Source organism: Nostoc sp. DedQUE05, assembly GCF_034530955.1.
Lineage (GTDB): Bacteria > Cyanobacteriota > Cyanobacteriia > Cyanobacteriales > Nostocaceae > Nostoc.
In genome coordinates, this window is the sequence record NZ_JAVRCB010000050.1 from 41,126 (window position 1) to 60,352 (window position 19,227).

Annotated in this window: 11 protein-coding genes and 1 pseudogene; 8 read left to right on the top strand and 4 right to left on the bottom strand. The window is 41.8% G+C overall.

Annotation, left to right across the window (positions count from 1 at the left end; all coding sequences use genetic code 11):
• Window positions 1-33 precede the first annotated feature (33 nt).
• The 7 genes from RMZ42_RS28750 (at window position 34) to RMZ42_RS28780 (ending at window position 7,348) form a co-directional block, all read left to right on the top strand.
• Complete coding sequence (locus tag RMZ42_RS28750) at window positions 34-1,179, top strand: 3-oxoacyl-ACP synthase III family protein (RefSeq protein ID WP_322674618.1); 1,146 nt, start codon at window positions 34-36, stop codon at window positions 1,177-1,179.
• A gap of 175 nt (window positions 1,180-1,354) precedes the next feature.
• Window positions 1,355-2,008 carry a PEP-CTERM sorting domain-containing protein gene (locus tag RMZ42_RS28755; protein WP_322674619.1) on the top strand — a complete coding sequence of 218 codons (654 nt, stop codon included), beginning with the start codon at window positions 1,355-1,357 and terminating at the stop codon, window positions 2,006-2,008.
• A 64-nt stretch (window positions 2,009-2,072) separates the two neighbouring features.
• Entirely contained in the window at window positions 2,073-2,705 is a 633-nt protein-coding gene (locus tag RMZ42_RS28760) for a hypothetical protein (protein ID WP_322674620.1), read from the top strand.
• A gap of 393 nt (window positions 2,706-3,098) precedes the next feature.
• Entirely contained in the window at window positions 3,099-3,536 is a 438-nt protein-coding gene (gene aroH, locus RMZ42_RS28765; RefSeq protein ID WP_322674621.1) for a chorismate mutase, read from the top strand.
• A gap of 66 nt (window positions 3,537-3,602) precedes the next feature.
• Window positions 3,603-4,838 (top strand): bifunctional chorismate mutase/prephenate dehydrogenase, encoded by a 1,236-nt coding sequence (gene tyrA, locus RMZ42_RS28770; protein WP_322674622.1) that lies wholly within the window; start codon window positions 3,603-3,605, stop codon window positions 4,836-4,838.
• A 119-nt stretch (window positions 4,839-4,957) separates the two neighbouring features.
• Window positions 4,958-6,691, top strand: a complete 1,734-nt coding sequence (locus RMZ42_RS28775; RefSeq protein ID WP_322674623.1) for a multicopper oxidase family protein — start codon at window positions 4,958-4,960, stop codon at window positions 6,689-6,691.
• A gap of 102 nt (window positions 6,692-6,793) precedes the next feature.
• On the top strand, window positions 6,794-7,348 hold the full coding sequence (locus tag RMZ42_RS28780; RefSeq protein ID WP_322674624.1) for a hypothetical protein: 555 nt from the start codon (window positions 6,794-6,796) through the stop codon (window positions 7,346-7,348).
• A 222-nt stretch (window positions 7,349-7,570) separates the two neighbouring features.
• On the opposite strand, the pseudogene RMZ42_RS34830 reads toward RMZ42_RS28780, so the two are convergent.
• From RMZ42_RS34830 to RMZ42_RS28805, 4 genes and pseudogenes are all read right to left on the bottom strand, one after another.
• Window positions 7,571-7,769: pseudogene (locus RMZ42_RS34830) on the bottom strand (transposase); the annotation flags it as partial.
• A 44-nt stretch (window positions 7,770-7,813) separates the two neighbouring features.
• On the bottom strand, window positions 7,814-9,541 hold the full coding sequence (locus RMZ42_RS28795) for a ShlB/FhaC/HecB family hemolysin secretion/activation protein (protein ID WP_322674625.1): 1,728 nt from the start codon (window positions 9,539-9,541) through the stop codon (window positions 7,814-7,816).
• A gap of 356 nt (window positions 9,542-9,897) precedes the next feature.
• A complete protein-coding gene (locus RMZ42_RS28800; protein ID WP_322674626.1) occupies window positions 9,898-10,476 on the bottom strand; it encodes a hypothetical protein in 579 nt (192 codons plus the stop codon).
• Window positions 10,477-10,727: 251 nt separating this feature from the next.
• Window positions 10,728-15,602, bottom strand: a complete 4,875-nt coding sequence (locus RMZ42_RS28805) for a filamentous hemagglutinin N-terminal domain-containing protein (protein ID WP_322674627.1) — start codon at window positions 15,600-15,602, stop codon at window positions 10,728-10,730.
• A gap of 418 nt (window positions 15,603-16,020) precedes the next feature.
• On the opposite strand from RMZ42_RS28805, the gene RMZ42_RS28810 reads away from it, so the two are divergent.
• Window positions 16,021-18,891, top strand: a complete 2,871-nt coding sequence (locus RMZ42_RS28810; protein ID WP_322674628.1) for a CHAT domain-containing protein — start codon at window positions 16,021-16,023, stop codon at window positions 18,889-18,891.
• Window positions 18,892-19,227: the final 336 nt, after the last annotated feature.

Genomic DNA, 19,227 nt, shown 5'->3' on the forward strand with positions numbered 1-19,227 from the left:
AACACCAAAAACAAAATCAAAAGGATATTTGTCATGACAACATTAGAACCAGTAGGTATTCGTGCAGTTTCAGTTAACTTTCCTAGCATCATCCGTACAAACAATTACTACAGAGAGAATTTTCCAAAGATGGTTGCTGAGGCTGAACAAAAAACTCTAGCGAAACTGTTTGTACCCGACCAGTCTCCAGCCACTAGTGATGATGATATCTGGTCACAAGAGGTAACACCATATATGTCAGACCCTTTCCGTGGTACTGTCGAACGAAGGGTCTTAGCTCCCGATGAGACTTCGCTCTCACTAGAGTATCGCGCCGCTCTCGATGCCCTCGAAGCCGCAAAGCTATCTCCTGAAGACATCGATCTCATGCTCGTTACTTCACTATTTCCAGAGCAAATCACACCTGGTAATGCTGCTTTTCTGGCTGGAAAATTGGGACTACAAGCTGCGGCGTGGAATATAGAATCAACTTGCACTTCAGTATTAGTTTCGCTTCAAACGGCCTGTTCTTTAGTGCAAACGGGACAGTATCAGAATGTGTTAGTGGTCGTCTCAACTACATATTCGCGCTATACTGACGAAAATGATACTTTAGCATTTTTATCAGGCGATGGTGCTGGAGCCTTTGTAGTTGGTAAACTGAAAGCAAACCAAGGTATTCTCGGTACGAAAATTGCCAATACTGCTGCTACCTGCGGTGCTTTCTATAATGAATTCACCACCGATGAACATGGCAACGTCAAAATGTTTATCCGAGGTGGCAAGGGTGCAAGCAAGATGTTTAACGAGACAACAGTGAAGTTTATTCGTCTATGTTGCCACGGTGCGATCGCTGATGCTGGACTCACCTTAGATCAAATCAACTTTTTTGTCTTTAATACACCCAGTGCTTGGTATTCACGAGTTTGCACCCGCGCTCTCGGTATTGAACCAGAGCGTACACTCAACATTAATCCCCTATATGCCAATATTGGGCCAACCTTTCCCGTTGCGAATCTCTACCATGCCGCCCATGCAGGTAAAATTCGTGAAAACGATCTAGTTCTCGTCTACACAATGGGTTCGTCATCTAATGCTGGTGGCTGTGTAATGCGCTGGGGCGATGTCGCGCTAGGCCCTGCTCCTGCTCCATCAGTCAGCTTTTCTCAACAAGAGGATAGAATTTTGATTCGTCAATAGGATTCTTGACTTTTATAGAGACGTGATTAATTGCGTCTCTACACTGCATACATCTAAACAGCAAAATACATACATCTTTGAAAGGAGTTTTGTGATGGAGATTACAGAGTCAACGGCACAAGTCCTGACCATCAGAAACTAATTGGGCAATCAATGTTTTTTAGAGGTAATAAAAATGGCTTTATTGAATAAATTATCGCTTTCGGCTATTTCAAGTGCAGCAGCGTTACTTGCGTCAGTAACATTAAACATAAATACTGCTGAAGCTGCCCTGTTTAAATTTACTTTCGAGGCCGAGGGAGCAAATGGTTACTTTATCTATGATGATTCAGCTAAGAAGCTAGAACCTCTCGGAGAGAACTTTCCTCTTGCTGAGTATGATGGCTCAGTGGAACAATATTCGATTAATGCAGGGGGTGTTGTTACCGAGGGAACAAAAGGATCGCAGCAAGATATACATCATGAGGCCAGAAATATTGTTTATCTTAGCCGTGCTGGTAATTTAGGCTACGATGGTGGCGTTGATGACTTTATTCTTTACGTTCCTCCGGCTGCCAGTGGGCGGCAATACGGTTTGTCAATTCGCTTTAGTTACCCAGAGGGAATCTTTTCAGATTCTGTTGCCATCCGCACGAGTGTATCTGACACCGCTAGACTCAGAGTTTACCCATACTGGGATTTCCCTAATACGACGGGAGACTACACATTTCAAGGAACTGTTAAAACAAAAATTGAACAGATTCCTGAACCTGCATCAGTGTCTGCATTACTGGGAGTAAGTGCTTGGTTTATTTTCCGTCGTCAGCGCCGACAACTATTATCTGCATAAGATTAGTTCACCGAGCTATTAAAAAATTTAATTTGGCAATCAATCTTTTTTAAAGGTAAGAGAAATGGCTCTATTTGATAAATTCTCACTTCCTGTTATTTCAAGTGCAGCAGCATTCCTCGTATCGATAATATTAAATATAGACACTGCTCAAGCAGCTTTGTATCGATTCAGCTTTGAAGGTGAGGGAGTGAACGGTTACTTTACTTACGATGACACTACCATAGGAACTCCAGATTCACCGAAGTCTACCCTATATTTTGAAGGGGGATATGATTATAAATTTGATTTGGGGGAGAAGGGAGTTTTTCAAGGAACCGTTGGCAATCCGATTGTTTTTTTACCCCGTCAAGAAGATGGTCTTACATCACCTGATACCGACGATTTTATTTGGGAAGTACGCGCTTCTCAACGGCAGCCAGCGTCTGAGTTTGCTTTGCTGAACTATTTTCATTATCCAAAGGGTACATTTGGGGAATCTACCGCCATCCGAACAACAGTTCCAAGTACTGCAATTCTTGATGTCTATCCAAATGCGGACTTTCCTAATTCAATAGGCAATCTACTGTATACAGGAACTGTCCAAACCCGAATTGAAAGGGTTTTTGAACCTGGATTGTTGCCTGCATTATTAGGGGTAGGCGCTTACTTTATCTTCTGTCGTCGTCAGCGCCAAGGAAAACTAATTGATATCTAAGACTGACGCTGGTTTAGTTAACTTTTAGCCCAATCTAGATTGCTCCTCTTTCATCACCTTTGGTTAAACTTTCTATTGTTAAACAATCGTTATATCTAAAGAATGAAAGAGGGTTACAAATAGTTTTATTGTTTTTTAACTCTTTAATCTCAATAATCTCTCTAGAATTTTTTCAGAATATATCATCTAGACCTGATATATATCGCATCAAAACTATAATAGGCGATCGCACTCTTCAAAGCAGCACATAGCTATTGGTATTAAGAAATAGCAAATATCAATAAAAATTAGACTAAAAATCCGAAAAAAAGCTCCAATTATTTTGGGTTGAAAGAGTAGCTAACTAAAACTTTGTGTTGAGATAAAAATTAAGTCTTTAAGGGTTAAATCAACATGGATAAGTTCACATTGCTTACACATACATACCAACAAAATCACATATCAGCGTCACTTGGAGAATGGCAGGTGCGAGGACTCCGGGGTGCAACTACAGTTAGCCAAAACTCAGCACAAGCGATCGCTGAGGCTGTAGATGAGTTATTGAATGCTTTAGAAGCAAACAATCCTTTAGATCCTGCTGAAATCGTTAGTGTCACCTTTTCAGCAACTCCTGATTTAAATGCAATGTTTCCAGCAGCGGTGGCGCGTCAACGTCCAGGTTGGGATCGAGTTCCTCTATTGGATGTCCAGCAAATGCAGGTAAACGGTAGCCTGAAATGCTGTATTCGGGTGCTAATTCACTTTAATACCCCTATGGCTCAAAATGCATTACGCCCGATCTATTTGCGTGGCGCTGCACAGTTACGCCCAGATATAGCGAGATGCAGTTAAGCGTAAGCGTAGACTGTCGCAGACATCGCTATCTCTGAAAAAATAATCATCTATTGAAGAGGTCTTATGCTTCCAGAAAAGCTGAAACAAATTGACCAACAACTGATTGATTTACTAGGTAAAAGAATTGCAGTTTTAGCTGAATCACAATCTATATCTTTAGAAGAACAAATTACTAATTTTGCATTCTCCTTAGTGCAGGCTGGTGTTCCAGAGTCAATGTGGAAAAACCTGGTTACAGGTTGTACCTCTGCTGCTAATGCATTTTCGCCTCCAGCAAATACCAAACCACGACGGGTTACTCTAGTTGGTGGACGCGGTATGATGGGGTACTTTTTTCAGCAGAAATTATCAGCCACCGGCCACTACATCAGTATTCTCGACCAGGGGGACTGGGAACAAGCAGAATCACTACTAAAAAAAGCAGATTTAGTTTTAGTTTGTGTTCCTATTGAATATACAATAGATGTGATACATAAACTTGCTAAATACCTCTCTCCAACTACTGCTTTAGCTGATATTGCTAGTATTAAAACTCCAATATTACAGACTATGCTTGAGCAGCATAGTGGGCCTGTAATGAGCTTACATCCAATGTTTGGCCCAGGGATAAAATCCTTCTTGTGCCAAAAGGTGGTAGTCTGTTCTGGTCGTGGAGACGATGCATTTCAATGGCTTTTGGATTTAATTGAACATGATGGTGGTAAACTGATTGTGTCAACACCAGAAGAACACGATGAAATGATGATTGCTGTTCAAGCAATCCGTAATTTTACAACGTTTAGTCTTGGTGTTTTCCTAGCAGAACAAAACATTGACATCCATCGTAGCTTAGATTTTTCTAGCCCAGTTTTTCGTCTAGAAATGGACATAGTTGGCCGCTTGTTCAGTCAGTCTGCACCTCTGGTAGTAGATATTATGCTTGCGACATCAGAGCGTCGAGAAGCTATTGGGCAGCTAGCGATCGCTTATAATCGGTTGGCGCAATTAGTTATTCAAAACGATCGAGATAGTTTAATTCAGGAGTTCAAAGCAACCCATAGCTTTTTGGCAGAAGAAATGCACTCTGCTGTAGAAGAAAGTACTTATGTAATTGACTCCTTGAGTACACTCTTAGCAGCTAAAGATGTCGAACAAAAACAACTATGTTTTAGTAAACATACGATGCCTTCTCTACGAGAGGCTTCTCTTTCAGAGACGCTAACGCGAACGCCAACGGCGGGCGTAGCGATCGCTAATCAACCTATAGCACCACGAGCCGAGGTTCTTTCTCATGGAAGAACTATTGAATCCAAAGGGTAGAGCGCATTCGCGCAGCGTCTCGTAAGAGTTGGACACAAAGAAATCAGAGTTTCAAAGAGTTCTTGCGTAAGTCCAATTCCTTGTAGACTCAATGCTAATTTTTACAACCAAAATCAAAAATGTTAACTAGAAAGCAATTTTTAACGATGAGTGCAGGTTTAGGAGCCGGAGTTCTGCTCCCCGAACTACTTAAAGGAAAGAGAACCTATGCAGCCTCGCCCTCACTTTCAAAATTTACCGAGTCTCTGCCCATTTCATACCCAATTTCACCGCCTAGTACCTTAGATATTGCGCCAGGTACACACTCGTTCCACAGCAGCTTAGGGTCTTCTACCACCTGGGGTTACGGCGGATTGTCTTATCTTGGCCCCACTTTCGAGGTAGCAAGGGGAACGCCCGTTAGGATTCAGGCATTCAATAAACTTGGCACTCATCCATTAGCTAGGTCAGTAGATACAAACTTGCATGGTGTCAATGCATCCGACATAACTAATCCCCGAACAATCATCCACTTACACGGCAGCAATACCGAACCTGACAGCGACGGTTATCCAGAAGATACATATCTGCCTGGACAGAGCAATGTGTACAACTACAACAACAATCAAGAGGCAGGAACACTCTGGTATCATGACCATTCCCTTGGCATGACCGCTTTGAACCTCCAAGCCGGTTTAGCTGGAATGTATCTGATTAGGGATGATGACGATCCCATTGGTGGCAATGGCCCCCTTGGTATCCCTGCTGGAGCGCCTTATGAAATACCGTTGGTGCTGCAAGATCATTCCTTCGATTCCAATGGTTCGATGTCCTTTCCAGCGACATGGAAAACTGAGTTTTACGCTGATGTTGCTGTCGTCAACGGCAAGGTTTGGCCAAACCTCAATGTTGACCGAACTTTGTACCGCTTCCGCATCGTCAACGCCTCAAACTCCCGATTCTTCAGATTAAGGCTGTCGTCAAATCAGCAACTAATTCAAATTGGCAGTGACGGAGGATTCCTAAACGCTCCAGTATATTTGTCTAAGCTACTGCTAGGGCCTGGTGAACGAGCAGACGTACTCATCGATTTTTCTCAAAGCCTGCCAGGAGACAAGATTGTATTGCAAAACGACGCTGCTGCACCGTATCCCAAAGGTTTAGCTACGGTAATTGCTCAGGGTTTCTTTAAAATGCCAGAAGTTATGCAGTTTACAGTGAATCAGGGTGCTGCCGTTCCTAAAGCTATTCCCACAAGGCTGCGAGTAAACAATCCATTAATCACAAAAATTGCTACGAAACCAGTCAAAGAGCGCAACCTGGTTCTAATAGATATTTTGGACTCTAATTTTAAAGTCTTAGCCATGATACTCAACGCCGTTTACTGGCATGAGGCAGCCAACCACCCAGAATTGAGAGAGCAACCACAAGTAGACACAGTAGAGCAGTGGAACTTTATCAATCTTCAGCCATATGCCCACACAATGCACCTGCATCTAGTACCATTTCAAATCCTCAACCGACAATCAATCAATGATAGTGCGTACTCAGCAGCATACAGAGCTACTGGCCCGCGTAAAGTACTCATGCACAATGCACCAGGTGGGGATACAGTGCCTTATGGTTATCCACCACTCGACCCTACCCCCTATTTAAAAGGTTCAGCAAAACCGCCAGCAGCGAACGAGGCTGGTTGGAAAGATACTGTAGTAGTCAATCCGTTTGAGGTGGTTCGTGTGATAGTTCCTTTTGGTGCTAAAGCCGCAGCAAACTTACCTTTTGGCAATTCATTCACTGGACGATTTGTGTGGCACTGCCACATGCTGAATCACGAGGATAACGACATGATGCTACCTTTTGACGTTCTACCGTAGCTTCGTATGTGTTGAGAAGAGAATCAAAGATGGGGTTCTTTAGGAATAAGTCATTAACCAAAGACGATCTTAATAGTGATTTGAAATAAAAGGGGAAATGGAATGAATTTTGACAAAAAACTTGCAGCTACTTTTACTGGCACGATCTGTTTTCTAACGGCTATGATGGCTCCTGTTTCGGCTGCCATGTTTAATTTTTACTACTCTGGTACAAGTGTACTGAACCCAAATGACAATGTTATAGCCAGTGGAACATTAACAACTAGCCCTTACCATTCCGCCACAAATAGTTATGAGATTATAGATATTACTGGCATTAGAAATGGCGATCCAATAGAATCTTTATTATCTCCAGGTTCATTTCTTGACAATGACAATCTCTTACTAGCTGATTCTCCAGCATTGAGTGAATTTGGATTTGCTTACACCGCAGGAAAAGTGTCATATAATGTTTTTAACACTTATGACTATTTAGAAGTTGGATATCAAGGTTCCTATACAGGTTATCCCTTCAGTTCTTTTTCTATAACACCTATACCTGAGTCTTCTTTAATGTTGGGAATACTAAGTGTAACTGTTTTAGTAGCTATCAACAAAATAAACGGTAGGCTCGTTCTTAAAAAACTCAATCATTCCAATGGAGGCATTGCTAATTAACAGATATTTTTAAAAGTCGATCGCCGGTAATCCTCGACATATAAGAACGTTTTATGGGGTAGTAGAACTACAGCTAAAAATTCGGCGATGTCAAAATAAGTCATGTCTGCGGTACAAAAAAGCATATCGACCAGAGCAAGAAGGGTCACTCGCTCTACCACAAAACGAATTTGGTTTGGATGTGATTGCTTATATAGGAGCGTCTACGACGGGCTACGCCTACGCAACGGTGGACTGCTCATCTTTGCCTAATTCTGTTCGTAGTTGTTGGCGAACTTGGTCGTGCATTTGTTGCCAGATGCCAAAGCGATCGCCATTTCTGAAAATAGCCATACACAGTGGTGTAGGGTGGAAGATCATGGGGTAGCATTTCCCATTGGCATCCGGTTCTTTGCACATAAAATATGGCATTGATAATTTGGCATAACAAGTACTGAAGAACCATATATGCAAACTGCTGTAATATTAAAACGGCTGATAGCGCACTGAAAAACTAAAGCCATTATCTTGCAGGGAAGTACCGCGATCGCTTGTGCCTATAAATGGTATACCATAGTCTGCACGCAATACCAAACCGTTAAAAGGTTGCCAATTTAAGCCCAAACCCAGGCTAGCAATGGTTTGTGGGTCAGGATTGCTAGCGCGATTGTTCCAAGTTGTGCCGATGTCAAAAAAGGGTATTAGCTGTAAAGTTTGCACATTTGATGTTAGGGGAATACGAACTTCCACACCTCCAACTACCCCATTATCAGCAACAAGTTGATTTTGACTATAACCGCGCACTGTATCAACTCCGCCAATGCTGATTTTTTCCAGCGAAAGTAAGGAATCAGGAGTAAGTTGAGTGTTAACTTTGGCCAGCATCAAAATGCGGGGAGATAGCCGTTGCACCCATTGAAATTGTCCTACCCAAGAGAAAAAACGCCCATCAGTACCACTATCGTTGATAGTTGCGTCAATTGCATCGATGCCAAAACTAAATTGCGATCGCGCCGCTAAAACACTGTTAGCATTACGTTGTAACCAATCTTGAGAAAAGCGAATTACCGTAACTCTTGATTCCCCATCTTCGGGGCCTTCAGTAAAGGAGAAGGGGATATCATTGAGTATATAAGTTTGACTGCGCCGTAAATCGAATGCTAACGATAGAGCAAATTCATTGTTTGGTGTGTGGGTTAGCGGTTGACGGACGTTAAAAGAAAGGGTTTCGGCTTGGCTGCGGATATTTAAGTCACGAAATTCGCTTTCAATAATCCGGCTAGTACTGTTGCTATAGCGGACACCAATAGTTCCATCTAAGGCGTTAAAGGGAATAGAATAACTGATATCATAAATGTCTAAACCTTCACTACCAGCATATTCAGCATTGAATTTATCCCCAAACCCTAAAAAATTATCGTGAGCAATAAAAACACTTCCTTGTTCTGAACCAACGCTAGGTGATTGGTTATTGGCAAAGTTCACCCCAAGGTGGAATGGTGGCGATTCAGTAATTGTCACCTGTAAAATATTGCTAGCTGGGGTGCTACCTGCGGTTAACTCGGCATTGACTCGCTCAATCACCGGATCGAGTTGTAATAATTGCAGCGCTTCTTCGATGCGTTTTTGATTTAAAGGCTTATTTGTAAAGCGTTTAATCCGGGAACGCACGTATGAAGTTTGTAATCTTTGCAATCCTAAAATGGAAATTCCTTCGAGTTCGCCTTCCACAACTTGGATTTGCACAACACCGCTAGCGATATTTTGATTGTTGGGAATAAATGCACCACTGGTGATATAGCCCTTTTTAACATAGAGTTCAGTGATTTGCGATCGCAGTTGCAATAACTGCTCAAATGTGATGTTTTTATTTTCTAAGGGCTGTTTTAATTTGATGATTTCATCTTTTAAAACAGAATAGCCTGTGACTTGAATTTCTTTGACAAAAAAACTTTCACCGCTAGGAAAGATGTTATCAGGTAGATTTTCCTGTGGGGGTGATGGGAGTACGGGAACAGTTGGTGTCGCTGGTGTGGGTGGAAGTGTTGGTGTCGGTGATGGTTGGGGTAGAGTTTCTTCGACTTTCCCCGGTGTATCGGGGGGAATTGTGACTCCTGGCGGGGGTGTCGATTGTGCAAATACTGCAAGTGGAGTGATGCTGATGCAGGTAAGTAATATGAAAAAAAGTTTTGGAAAACGAAAGTATGAACTCATTGTTTATATATGATTTGAAAGGGCGATCGTTTGTCATTGATAAGGTTTTTAGATATACTTACATTTCGTAACATACTTCTTTTTATTTCCACCAATTGACTTAGCGATCGCATTACTAATTAGATATTTATCAAGTATTATTACTTAATTAAAATACCATAGTATTTTGCTTGATGATTGCATAAAGATGAAATCATCAAGCTCTGATTTGGTCATTCTAATATTTAGAATTTAGGTATTGATAAATAAGACAATAAATGCAGTATGAAAAGAATACGCAATAACGCAAGCGCTGACTTGTCAGTGTAGCTTTTCACCGGGGAACTTGAAAGCCAGATAATTTACGCTATGTTTATTTAATATTGAGACACTATTCTTTCTATATCTACAGCCGAACATTGCCTTCGCTCATCGCAAGTATATGCTGTTAGTGAACCATCAGGCTCAACAGAAAACAAAAAATTATCAGCAGCATAACTAGGGTGTCTTCTGGAAGTCCCAGCATAGACTGGGTTATATCCCAATAAAACTAATCCTTGAGGAGAAGACTTGAGGCTAATGTTCTGGTCTACACCCTGCTTCTGATTTATACTAGGGTCAAAATATCTAGTTCTCATCACTCCAGAATATCCCTCCATCACCAACACGCTTTGATAAACGATTCCATCAATGCTATATCTGAGCTTCCAACTTCCGTAAATTGGAGAATTTGCATCTAAGAGTTGCGCGATGACCTTCGGCGCAGCAAAGCCGATCGCATATGATGAAGGTTGAGAAACATCTGGCGTTTGTACTAAGGCATTTCTTGCATCTACTGACTTGATACCAAACAATCCAATTCCAGCTACTAAAATTGCAATGGAAGTAGTTTGTCTGAAATTCGGTAATGTCAAAGATGTTGCTAAAACTGTGTTGTGAACTAGTTCAGAAAACATAATCAACCTCTAATCTGAGTTAAAAAATAACGACAATTTCATCAGCAATGGTTGATAAATTGATGATTTTTGTTGTTTTTCGATTTATTAACCGTTTCTTTAATACTCAGATTAAGGGATATGACTAAGTAATGCATTCACCTTTTATGCATATATAGTTGCATGATTTGGATGGTGCGATCGCATGATTGTGCGTCCCATTTTGCAGAAAACTGCATATAGAATTTTCTCAATATGTACAATATTTCTATTTAACAACTTCGGCTCAAAATTAATTGCCCATTTGGTAATCGATACAATCCTTGTGGTTCAATTATTGGGTCGCCTTTTTTCCAAGGACGTGGTGTTGGTTCCACACTACGTACATCACCAGTTGTGTAGGCTGAAGTTAACACATCTCCCGGAGTATAGCGTAAAGCACCAGAACCTGTAATGTGAAAAGAGTTTTCTTGTCGTTTAGTGCTGCGTGAAATGCAGCTATTGGCAATGAGTGCGTTGGTGTCAATGACGTTTGGTGATAATCCGGTGAAGCTGTTTTGAATCGAACTGTTATCGGGTGTATTAATATTTGTTACACCGGAAACGCCTAATTCCGAACTGGCAGTGATATCACTTTTTTCGGTTAGTTTTGGACGCGATTCGATACCGAAGATACCTTGCGAGTTGATTTGGATGTTTCCACCAGTTCCGGTAAAGGCGTTAGCGCTGATATCGCTGTTTTCTTCGGGGACAGCAATGATAAATTTCGAGTTGATATTGATGTCACCGCCATCCCCACCTAATTCTTCTGTGCCTGCGTTGGTAGAGATTTGAGCGCCACGACGGAGTAAGAGTAAGTCGCTGTTGACATTGATATTACCACCGTTACCTGATGCAGATTCAGCGTTGAGTTTACCTTGGTTGTCTAAGGTAATTTTGGGTGAGTTGATTTCGATATCGCCTGTGATTCCTGAACCTGTGGAACTGACAAATAAGCCACTGTTAGCACCAATATTTACTACGTTGTCAGGAAAATTAGTAATGCGATCGCTGTAACTAGGATCAATATCACTAATTATTACTTTATCAGTAGCATTGACAGTAATTTTACCTGCACGTCCATTGCTTGAGGTAGTAGTGGTGAGTTGTCCGCCGTTGAGTGCTTCAAACACACTTGCATTTACCGTAATATCGCCACCCTTTTGATTATTTATAGTGCGTGCATCTAGTAAAGCGCCGTCAGATACACTAAAAATATTGGTGTTTACGGTGATATCGCCACCTTCGCCTGTGGAAGTAGAATCAGCAAATGTGAATAAAGCACTAGAAAATCCTGTCTCCTGACTAGTTCCAGAAACAGTTATCGCATCTTTTGCACGCACCGTTACATTCCCTGCATTTCCCTGTCCATAAGTTGAGGCAACAAGTTGAGCGCCATTTCGTAATGAGAAGTCAGCAGAATCGATGGTAATGTTACCCCCATTCCCAACTGTTCCTGTGTCCACCGAGCTGAAAATCGCACTGGTAAAACCGTTTTTCTCCCCAGCAATATCAACAGCACCTGTTACCCAAACATTGACATTGCCAGCATCTCCCTGCCCTGCTGGTTGGTTAGCAGATGCTCTAAGAGTAGCAGTTAGCAGTTGAGCGCTATCAGTGACTGAAAGTGTTGTAGCATTGATATTGATATTGCCTCCTTTACCTACGCCTCCTGCTTCTACCGTGCTGAAAATATCAGCATTTGCAAGGGAAATAGCATCTTTTGCACCCACTGTCACATTCCCTGCATTTCCCTCTCCAGAAGTTGAGGCAGAAAGTTCAGCGCTATCACTTAGAGATAATGAACCAGAATCGATAAAAATATTACCGCCATTGCCAACAGTACCCCTCTCCACATTGCTACGAATCCCACTGGGAAAATCGTTTTTCTCTCCAGCAATATCAACAGCACCTGTTACCAAAACATTGACATTGCCAGCATTACCTCTTCCTGCTGGCTGGGTATCAGATGCACCACGAGTAGCAGTTAGTAGTTGAGCGCCATCAGTGAGTGACAGGGTGGCTGCATTGATGTCAATATTGCCACCCTGACCTACACCTCCTGCTTGTACGGCGCTGAAAATATCAGCATTTGCAAGGGAAATAGCATCTTTTGCACCCACTGTCACATTCCCTGCATTTCCCTCTCCAGAAGTTGAGGCAGAAAGTTCAGCGCTATCACTTAGAGATAATGAACCAGAATCGATAAAAATGTTACCCCCATTGCCAACAGTCCCCATTTCCACATTGCTGCGAATCCCACTGGGAAAACCGTTTTTCTCCCCAGCAATATCAACAGCACCTGTTACCAAAACATTGACATTGCCCGCATTACCTCTTCCTGCTGGCTGGGTATCAGATGCACCACGAGTAATAGTTAGCAGTTGAGCGCCATCAGTAAGTGACAGTGTTGCTGCATTGATGTCGATATTGCCTCCTTTACCTACGCCTCCTGCTGACACGGTGCTGAGGATGTAAGCGTTACCTGCAAGGTCAACAGCATTTTTTGCACCCACTGTCACATTCCCTGCATTCCCTTGTCCATAAGTTGAGGCTTCAAGTTCAGCGCCATTGGTCAGAGAAACTCTCTGAGCTGTGATAGTAATATCTCCTCCAGAGCGTTTCCCTGTAAATTCCGGTGAAGGTATTGCGAAGGGCCCGACAACGCTATATGCTCCACTAGAAATATTATTACTTCCTACTCCATCGAAGGAAATTGTATTTCCGGCTTCAATAGTGATACTTCCTGCATTACCTTGTCCAAAGGTTGCAGGAACTATCACAGAACCATTGCTGACAAAAACAGAGTCATCAGCATTAATTTGAATATTTCCGGCGTTACCTTTGCCAAGAGTGCTTGTAGCTATTAGAGCGCCATCTTGTAGAGAAAGCGATCGCGTTCTAATATTGATATTAGCCCCATTTCCTATACCTAAAGGACCAACAACACTAAGTACTCCACTGTTAGTTCCTGAAAATGAAAGTTTGTCTTTTGCCAAGATAATGACATTCCCTGCATTTCCCTGTCCCAAAATTGAGGCAGAAAGTTTAGCGTCATCAGTGAGGGAAAGGGAACTACCTCTGATGTTGATACCTCCACTGTTACCTACACCTCCCATTTCCACATCACTGAAGATGTCACCACCTGCAAGGGAAACAGTATCTTTTGCACCCACTGTCACATTCCCTGCATTTCCCTGTCCAGCAGTTGAGGCTTCAAGTTGAGCGCCATCACTTAGAGAGAATGAACCAGAATCGATAAAAATGTTACCCCCATTCCCAACAGTCCCTGTTTCCACATTGCTACGAATTCCACTCTTGAAATCGTTTTTCTCTCCAGCAATATCAACAGCACCTGTTACTAAAACATTGACATTCCCCGCATCCCCTCTTCCTGCTGGTTGAGTAGCAGATGCTTCACGAGTAGCAGTTAGCAGTTGAGCGCCATCAGTCAGTGACAGTATTGCTGCATTGATGTCGATATTGCCTCCTTTCCCTACGCCTCCTGCTTCCACGGTGCTGAAAATGTCACCATTTGCAAGGGAAATAGCATCTTTTGCACCCACTGTCACATTCCCTGCATTTCCCACTCCTGAAGTTGAGGCATTAAGTTTAGCGCCATCACTTAGAGAGAATGAACCAGAATCGATAAAAATGTTGCCCCCATTGCCAACAGTCCCTGTTTCCACATTGCTACGAATCCCACTAGGAAAATCGTTTTTCTCCCCAGCAATATTAACAGCACCTGTTACCAAAACATTGACATTGCCTGCATCCCCCCGTCCTGCTGGCTGGGTATCAGATGCACCACGAGTAATAGTTAGCAGTTGAGCGCCATCAGTAAGTGACAGTGTTGCTGCATTGATGTCGATATTGCCTCCTTTACCTACGCCTCCTGCTTCCACGGTGCTGAAAATGTAAGCGTTACCTGCAAGGGAAATAGCATCTTTTGCACCCACTGTCACATTCCCCGCATTTCCCTGTCCATAAGTTGAAGCAGAAAGTCGAGCGTCATCACTTAGAGAGAATGAACCAGCATCGATAGTAATGTTACCACCATTGCCTTTTGAATCTTCACGCACAAGATTGCGAATCCTACTCCCGGAGTCAGCAACTTTGATTTCTCCCGTAGCATTAAGGGTAATATCCCCCGCAGTCGCCTCTGGTTTCCCCAAACCTTCAGCGATACCAGCATTCAGCTGACTCCCTCTCAAAATATTTATGTTGCGGGCATTAATCGCAATATCACCGCCACCAGCAGCTTCTACATACACAAACGCTTGATTGGTAAGTGATACATCTGCACGAGTCACATCAAGAGGAAATTTCAAGCTGAGATTATCCTCATTAAAAAAAAGATTGACATTTCCAGGTGCTGCTAACCCTCCTAATTCAACTCTGCCACCATAAGCATTTAATTCCCCGCCATCCATGCTGACATTACCGCCCACTAGCAGCAAACTTTTACCATCTGCTACTCGTAAACCAGATGCATTAAAACCTGCTGGGTCTGTTCCGGCTCGTGCAATTGAGTTATTTTGAATTCCTGCACCTTGATTAATCTGATTAAAGAACAACGCCGAAGGATTTACCGTCAACAATGGTGGTGCTTGAGGATTGGTGGCACTGAAAATACCCTGATTGCCAAACTGCACTCCATTGGCTGTTGTCCCGACAAAACTCCCCTGCACATCTAACCGCGCATTCTGCCCAAATAAAATTCCATTGGGATTAATCAAAAACAAATTTGCTGCACCAGCAACTCCCAATGTCCCGAAAATATTCGATGCGTTCCCACCTGTTACCCGCGTCAATATATTTTCTATTCCAGTGGGGTTAGCAAAATACACTCGTTGCCCATTTTCGATATTAAACTCGCTGAAACTATGAAAAAGATTGCTGCCACGTGTTGCACCACCCTCAATTTCGTCGCTTACTGCGCCATTAATTATCAGATTTTGCTTGAGTTGAGAAGCTTCTGCACCCAGAGTATTATCGGGCGTGATTTGTGCATGGGCGGGCATTGCTTGGCTGAATGCAGTGGATATTAGGCATAAAGAAAGAATGCTTTTAATGCTGGCTTTTTGAGGATGATATGGTTGATTCATAAATAATTTACCTTGGATAAATTAGATAAAATCCACAATCAGGTAAACAGCAAGGTAATGCATTTACCTTTTATGCAAATATAATTACATGATTCTGTATAGTGCGAGCGCACAATTTATGCTTGCATATAATGCATCTAAAATGTGCTTAGTCTGAGGCTAAGACAACTAAGCCTAACCCAAAATCAAGTATTTTAAGTTTTGTCTATTTAGCTTGCACTTTTAGTCACCAAATGCAAGGAAATTTGCATAAAACTGCACACTTTCTCAAAACTCAGTTTTCGATTACTATTTCTGGTAATTTAAAAATAAAATTCATACAAGTATTTCCTTTATCAATTAATTGTAATCAAAAAAGCTGTATAAAAGATAACTTTTTAAAATTCAATACCAGATCCAGACATTGCTAAATTAAAATATGAAATCCCCAAAACAATATCTTAAACTCTTACTTTCTAAACCTTTACGACCACCATTCGCTTTTCGCTTCTCCCAAAGAAAGAAGTTTCGAGCAGCAGATTCCGCCACTCGATTTTTTTTATCTGCAAGGCAAATTCGTCTCTTCACCCAGCATTACCAAAAACTAAATCGCCATCGATTGATTAAAGTATTATTTTTGGCAAGTCTCGTAATTTGTTTATTGTTTGGACAAGTTGTATCTGCACAAACTCCAAATGTCACTGCACTAATTGAACAAGGAATTAAAGACTATAATGCCAGAAATTTTGTTAATGCCATAAAAAATTGGCAAGAGGCATTAAATCAGGATAAAAATAATCCGTCAGTTACAGCAGTTGTGAATGAAAACTTGGCTCGTGCTTACCAACAAATAGGAGAAAATAAAGCAGCGATCGCATCCCTATCGGCAGCAATTAATGACTATAGCACGGTAGAAAATATCCAGCAAGTGGGACGGATGAAGTCAGAACTTGCCCAAGTTTACAGCAATTTGGGACAACCGCGCAAAGCGATCGCACTTTTGTGTGGCAAACTGGTAGATAAAAGTCAGCAAATAGAATGCACTCCAGACAGTGCAGCACAAATCGCCACCAAATACAACGACAAACGCGGTCAAGTTGCAGCTTTGGGAATTCTCGGTGAAGCATATCGCTTAATTGGCGATTACGACCAAGCAATTAAATATTTGCACGTAGCACAAAAACTTTATCCAGAAGATGACTTTTTGCTGTTAAATAGTTTGGGTAATGCTTACAGCAGTCGCGCTCAATTGCGAGAGTTACAAGCCGATTCTGCAAATAAAGCTGGTATTTCTAGTAAAGAAAATGAATTTACTCAAAAGTCTAGAGAAGACTATAGCAGAGCTTACCAATATTTTCAGAAAAGTACCAAACTTGCCAGCGACCAAAAACAAACTTTAGCTCAGATGCGAGGATTGTTAAATTTAATTCAATTGGATTCCCAGACCAATAAGAGCAAAGTTATTAATAATCAGGAGTTTCACAAAACTGTTGACGATGCTTTGAAGGTTATTGAAATTTTACCTGATTCAGCTACAAAAGTCTATGGAGCAATTAATTTAGCATACTTGCAGTCAGATGCTAAAGGAACTTTACCCTTTACATACTGTCCAACTAGCCTAATTTTACCAAATGCAGATGTATTAAATTTACTACAAAAATCACTATCAGCTAGTAAAAATTTACAAGATAATCGCCTACTTTCTTATTCTAACGGCGCTTTGGGTCATTTCTGGGAATGCCAACCAAACAATGAAACAGCAGCATTAAAATATACTCAAGCTGCGATATTAGCAGCAGATAACAAATTGAGTGCCAAAGATAGCTTGTATTTGTGGGAGTGGCAAGCCGGACGCATTTTAGATCGACAGAATCGAAAAGAAGAAGCGATCGCATCCTATCAACGAGCATTTGATACCCTAGAAGATATCCGCAGCGATATTTTAACCTCTGAAAGGGATGTACAGTTTGACTTCCGCGATGTTGTGCGACCATTGTATCGGAGATTGGCACAGTCGCGGCTAGATTTACTAGGAGTTGGTGCGATCGCAGATGAACAACGTGCGAAAGAATTATCGGCAGTAGTTAAAACCATCGATGCTTTGAAACTAGCAGAATTACAGAATTATTTTGGCAATGATTGCATTTTAAGTGCCTTAAATCCCAAACAGGTGGGAGAACTCCTCAAGGATAATAGTGTAGCCTTTAAGAATACTGGGTTTTTGAGTTCGATCATTTTAGATGGTAAAACCGGGATATTATTGCAGTTACCCAATCAGGCAACTAAATTTAAATGGATTGAAGACCGCAATCAAGAAGGTGCAAGCACAATAGTTAGCAGCAATACCTTACAAACAAAAATTGCCGAGTTTCGCAGAGGACTAGTTAAAGGAAAAGAAGAAATTAACTACGATACAACAACTGCGGCACAGCTTTATGATTGGATAATTCGCCCCTTTGCTGAGGATATCAAACCGGAGAAAGTCAAAACCCTGGTGTTTATTCAGGATGGTTTTTTGCGTAGCGTGCCAATGGCAGCACTTTACGACAGCCAACAACAGAAATATTTAGTCGAAACCTACGCTATTGCTACAACTCCCAGTTTACGACTTACCACACCCAAAGCACGCGATGGTCTCCGACCGACCGGAGATCATCGCAATACACAAAAGGCATTAATTTTGGGTTTAACCGAAAAAGCCACAATCGACGGAAAGACTTTTGATGCGCTTTTTGCTGTTCCCGATGAAGTTAGCGCAGTTCAAAGTATATTTCCTAATCATACCGACCTGATGGATCGGGATTTTTCGCCCGAAAGTTTTCAGAAAACACTTGACAAAACCACATATCCTATTGTCCACATAGCAAGTCACGCTCAATTTGGCATTATTCCTGAAGACACCTTTATTATCACAGGCAAAAACCAAAAACTTACCATCAGCCAATTAGAAAATTCCCTGCGAAACCTCAACAGTAAATCAGATGGCGTCGAACTACTGACATTGACTGCATGTGAAACCGCAGTTGGCGACGACCGTGCCACACTAGGATTAGCTGGAGTTGCATTGCAAGTTGGGGTTAAAAGTGCGATCGCATCTTTATGGAGTGTCAGCGATCAGTCAACATCCGAGCTAGTCAAAACATTTTACACCAACTATGGCAAAGCTGGCATGAGCATTGCAGAGGCGTTGCAAAAAGCCCAAATTAAAATGATTAATGCTAAGAAATTATCGCCATCTGAAGATATAAATATCAGTTATGATAATCCTGCGTATTGGGCACCAATGATTGCGATCGGTAATTGGCTTTGAAACCCACAGATCCCCGAAAACCTCACTTCCATTACTCTTCCCTTCTAGGGGCTACGATGTACACACAAGTCTGACCAGCATAGGTTTCAACTCTTCTAGTAGTTTCGTAGTAGCGTGTCAAGCCTTAAATGTTGCAATAAATTTTCTTGTGGGGCGGGCATCTTGCCCGCCAATTAGGACGGGCTAGAAGCCCATCCCACAAGAGTTTGCTAATGCACAAATTTAGTTTTGACACGCCAGTAGGGTGCGTTATGGACACGCCGAAATAACAAATGAGTACCCCGAAATAACAAATGAGTACGCCGAAATAACAAATGAGTACTCCGAAATAACAAA

Coding starts and splice junctions, on each gene's coding strand:
- RMZ42_RS28775 (WP_322674623.1), top strand. CDS start 4,958: ATGTTAACTAGAAAGCAATTTTTAACGATGAGTGCAGGTTTAGGAGCC.
- tyrA (WP_322674622.1), top strand. CDS start 3,603: ATGCTTCCAGAAAAGCTGAAACAAATTGACCAACAACTGATTGATTTA.
- RMZ42_RS28750 (WP_322674618.1), top strand. CDS start 34: ATGACAACATTAGAACCAGTAGGTATTCGTGCAGTTTCAGTTAACTTT.
- RMZ42_RS28800 (WP_322674626.1), bottom strand. CDS start 10,476: ATGTTTTCTGAACTAGTTCACAACACAGTTTTAGCAACATCTTTGACA.
- RMZ42_RS28780 (WP_322674624.1), top strand. CDS start 6,794: ATGAATTTTGACAAAAAACTTGCAGCTACTTTTACTGGCACGATCTGT.
- RMZ42_RS28805 (WP_322674627.1), bottom strand. CDS start 15,602: ATGAATCAACCATATCATCCTCAAAAAGCCAGCATTAAAAGCATTCTT.
- RMZ42_RS28810 (WP_322674628.1), top strand. CDS start 16,021: ATGAAATCCCCAAAACAATATCTTAAACTCTTACTTTCTAAACCTTTA.
- aroH (WP_322674621.1), top strand. CDS start 3,099: ATGGATAAGTTCACATTGCTTACACATACATACCAACAAAATCACATA.
- RMZ42_RS28760 (WP_322674620.1), top strand. CDS start 2,073: ATGGCTCTATTTGATAAATTCTCACTTCCTGTTATTTCAAGTGCAGCA.
- RMZ42_RS28795 (WP_322674625.1), bottom strand. CDS start 9,541: ATGAGTTCATACTTTCGTTTTCCAAAACTTTTTTTCATATTACTTACC.
- RMZ42_RS28755 (WP_322674619.1), top strand. CDS start 1,355: ATGGCTTTATTGAATAAATTATCGCTTTCGGCTATTTCAAGTGCAGCA.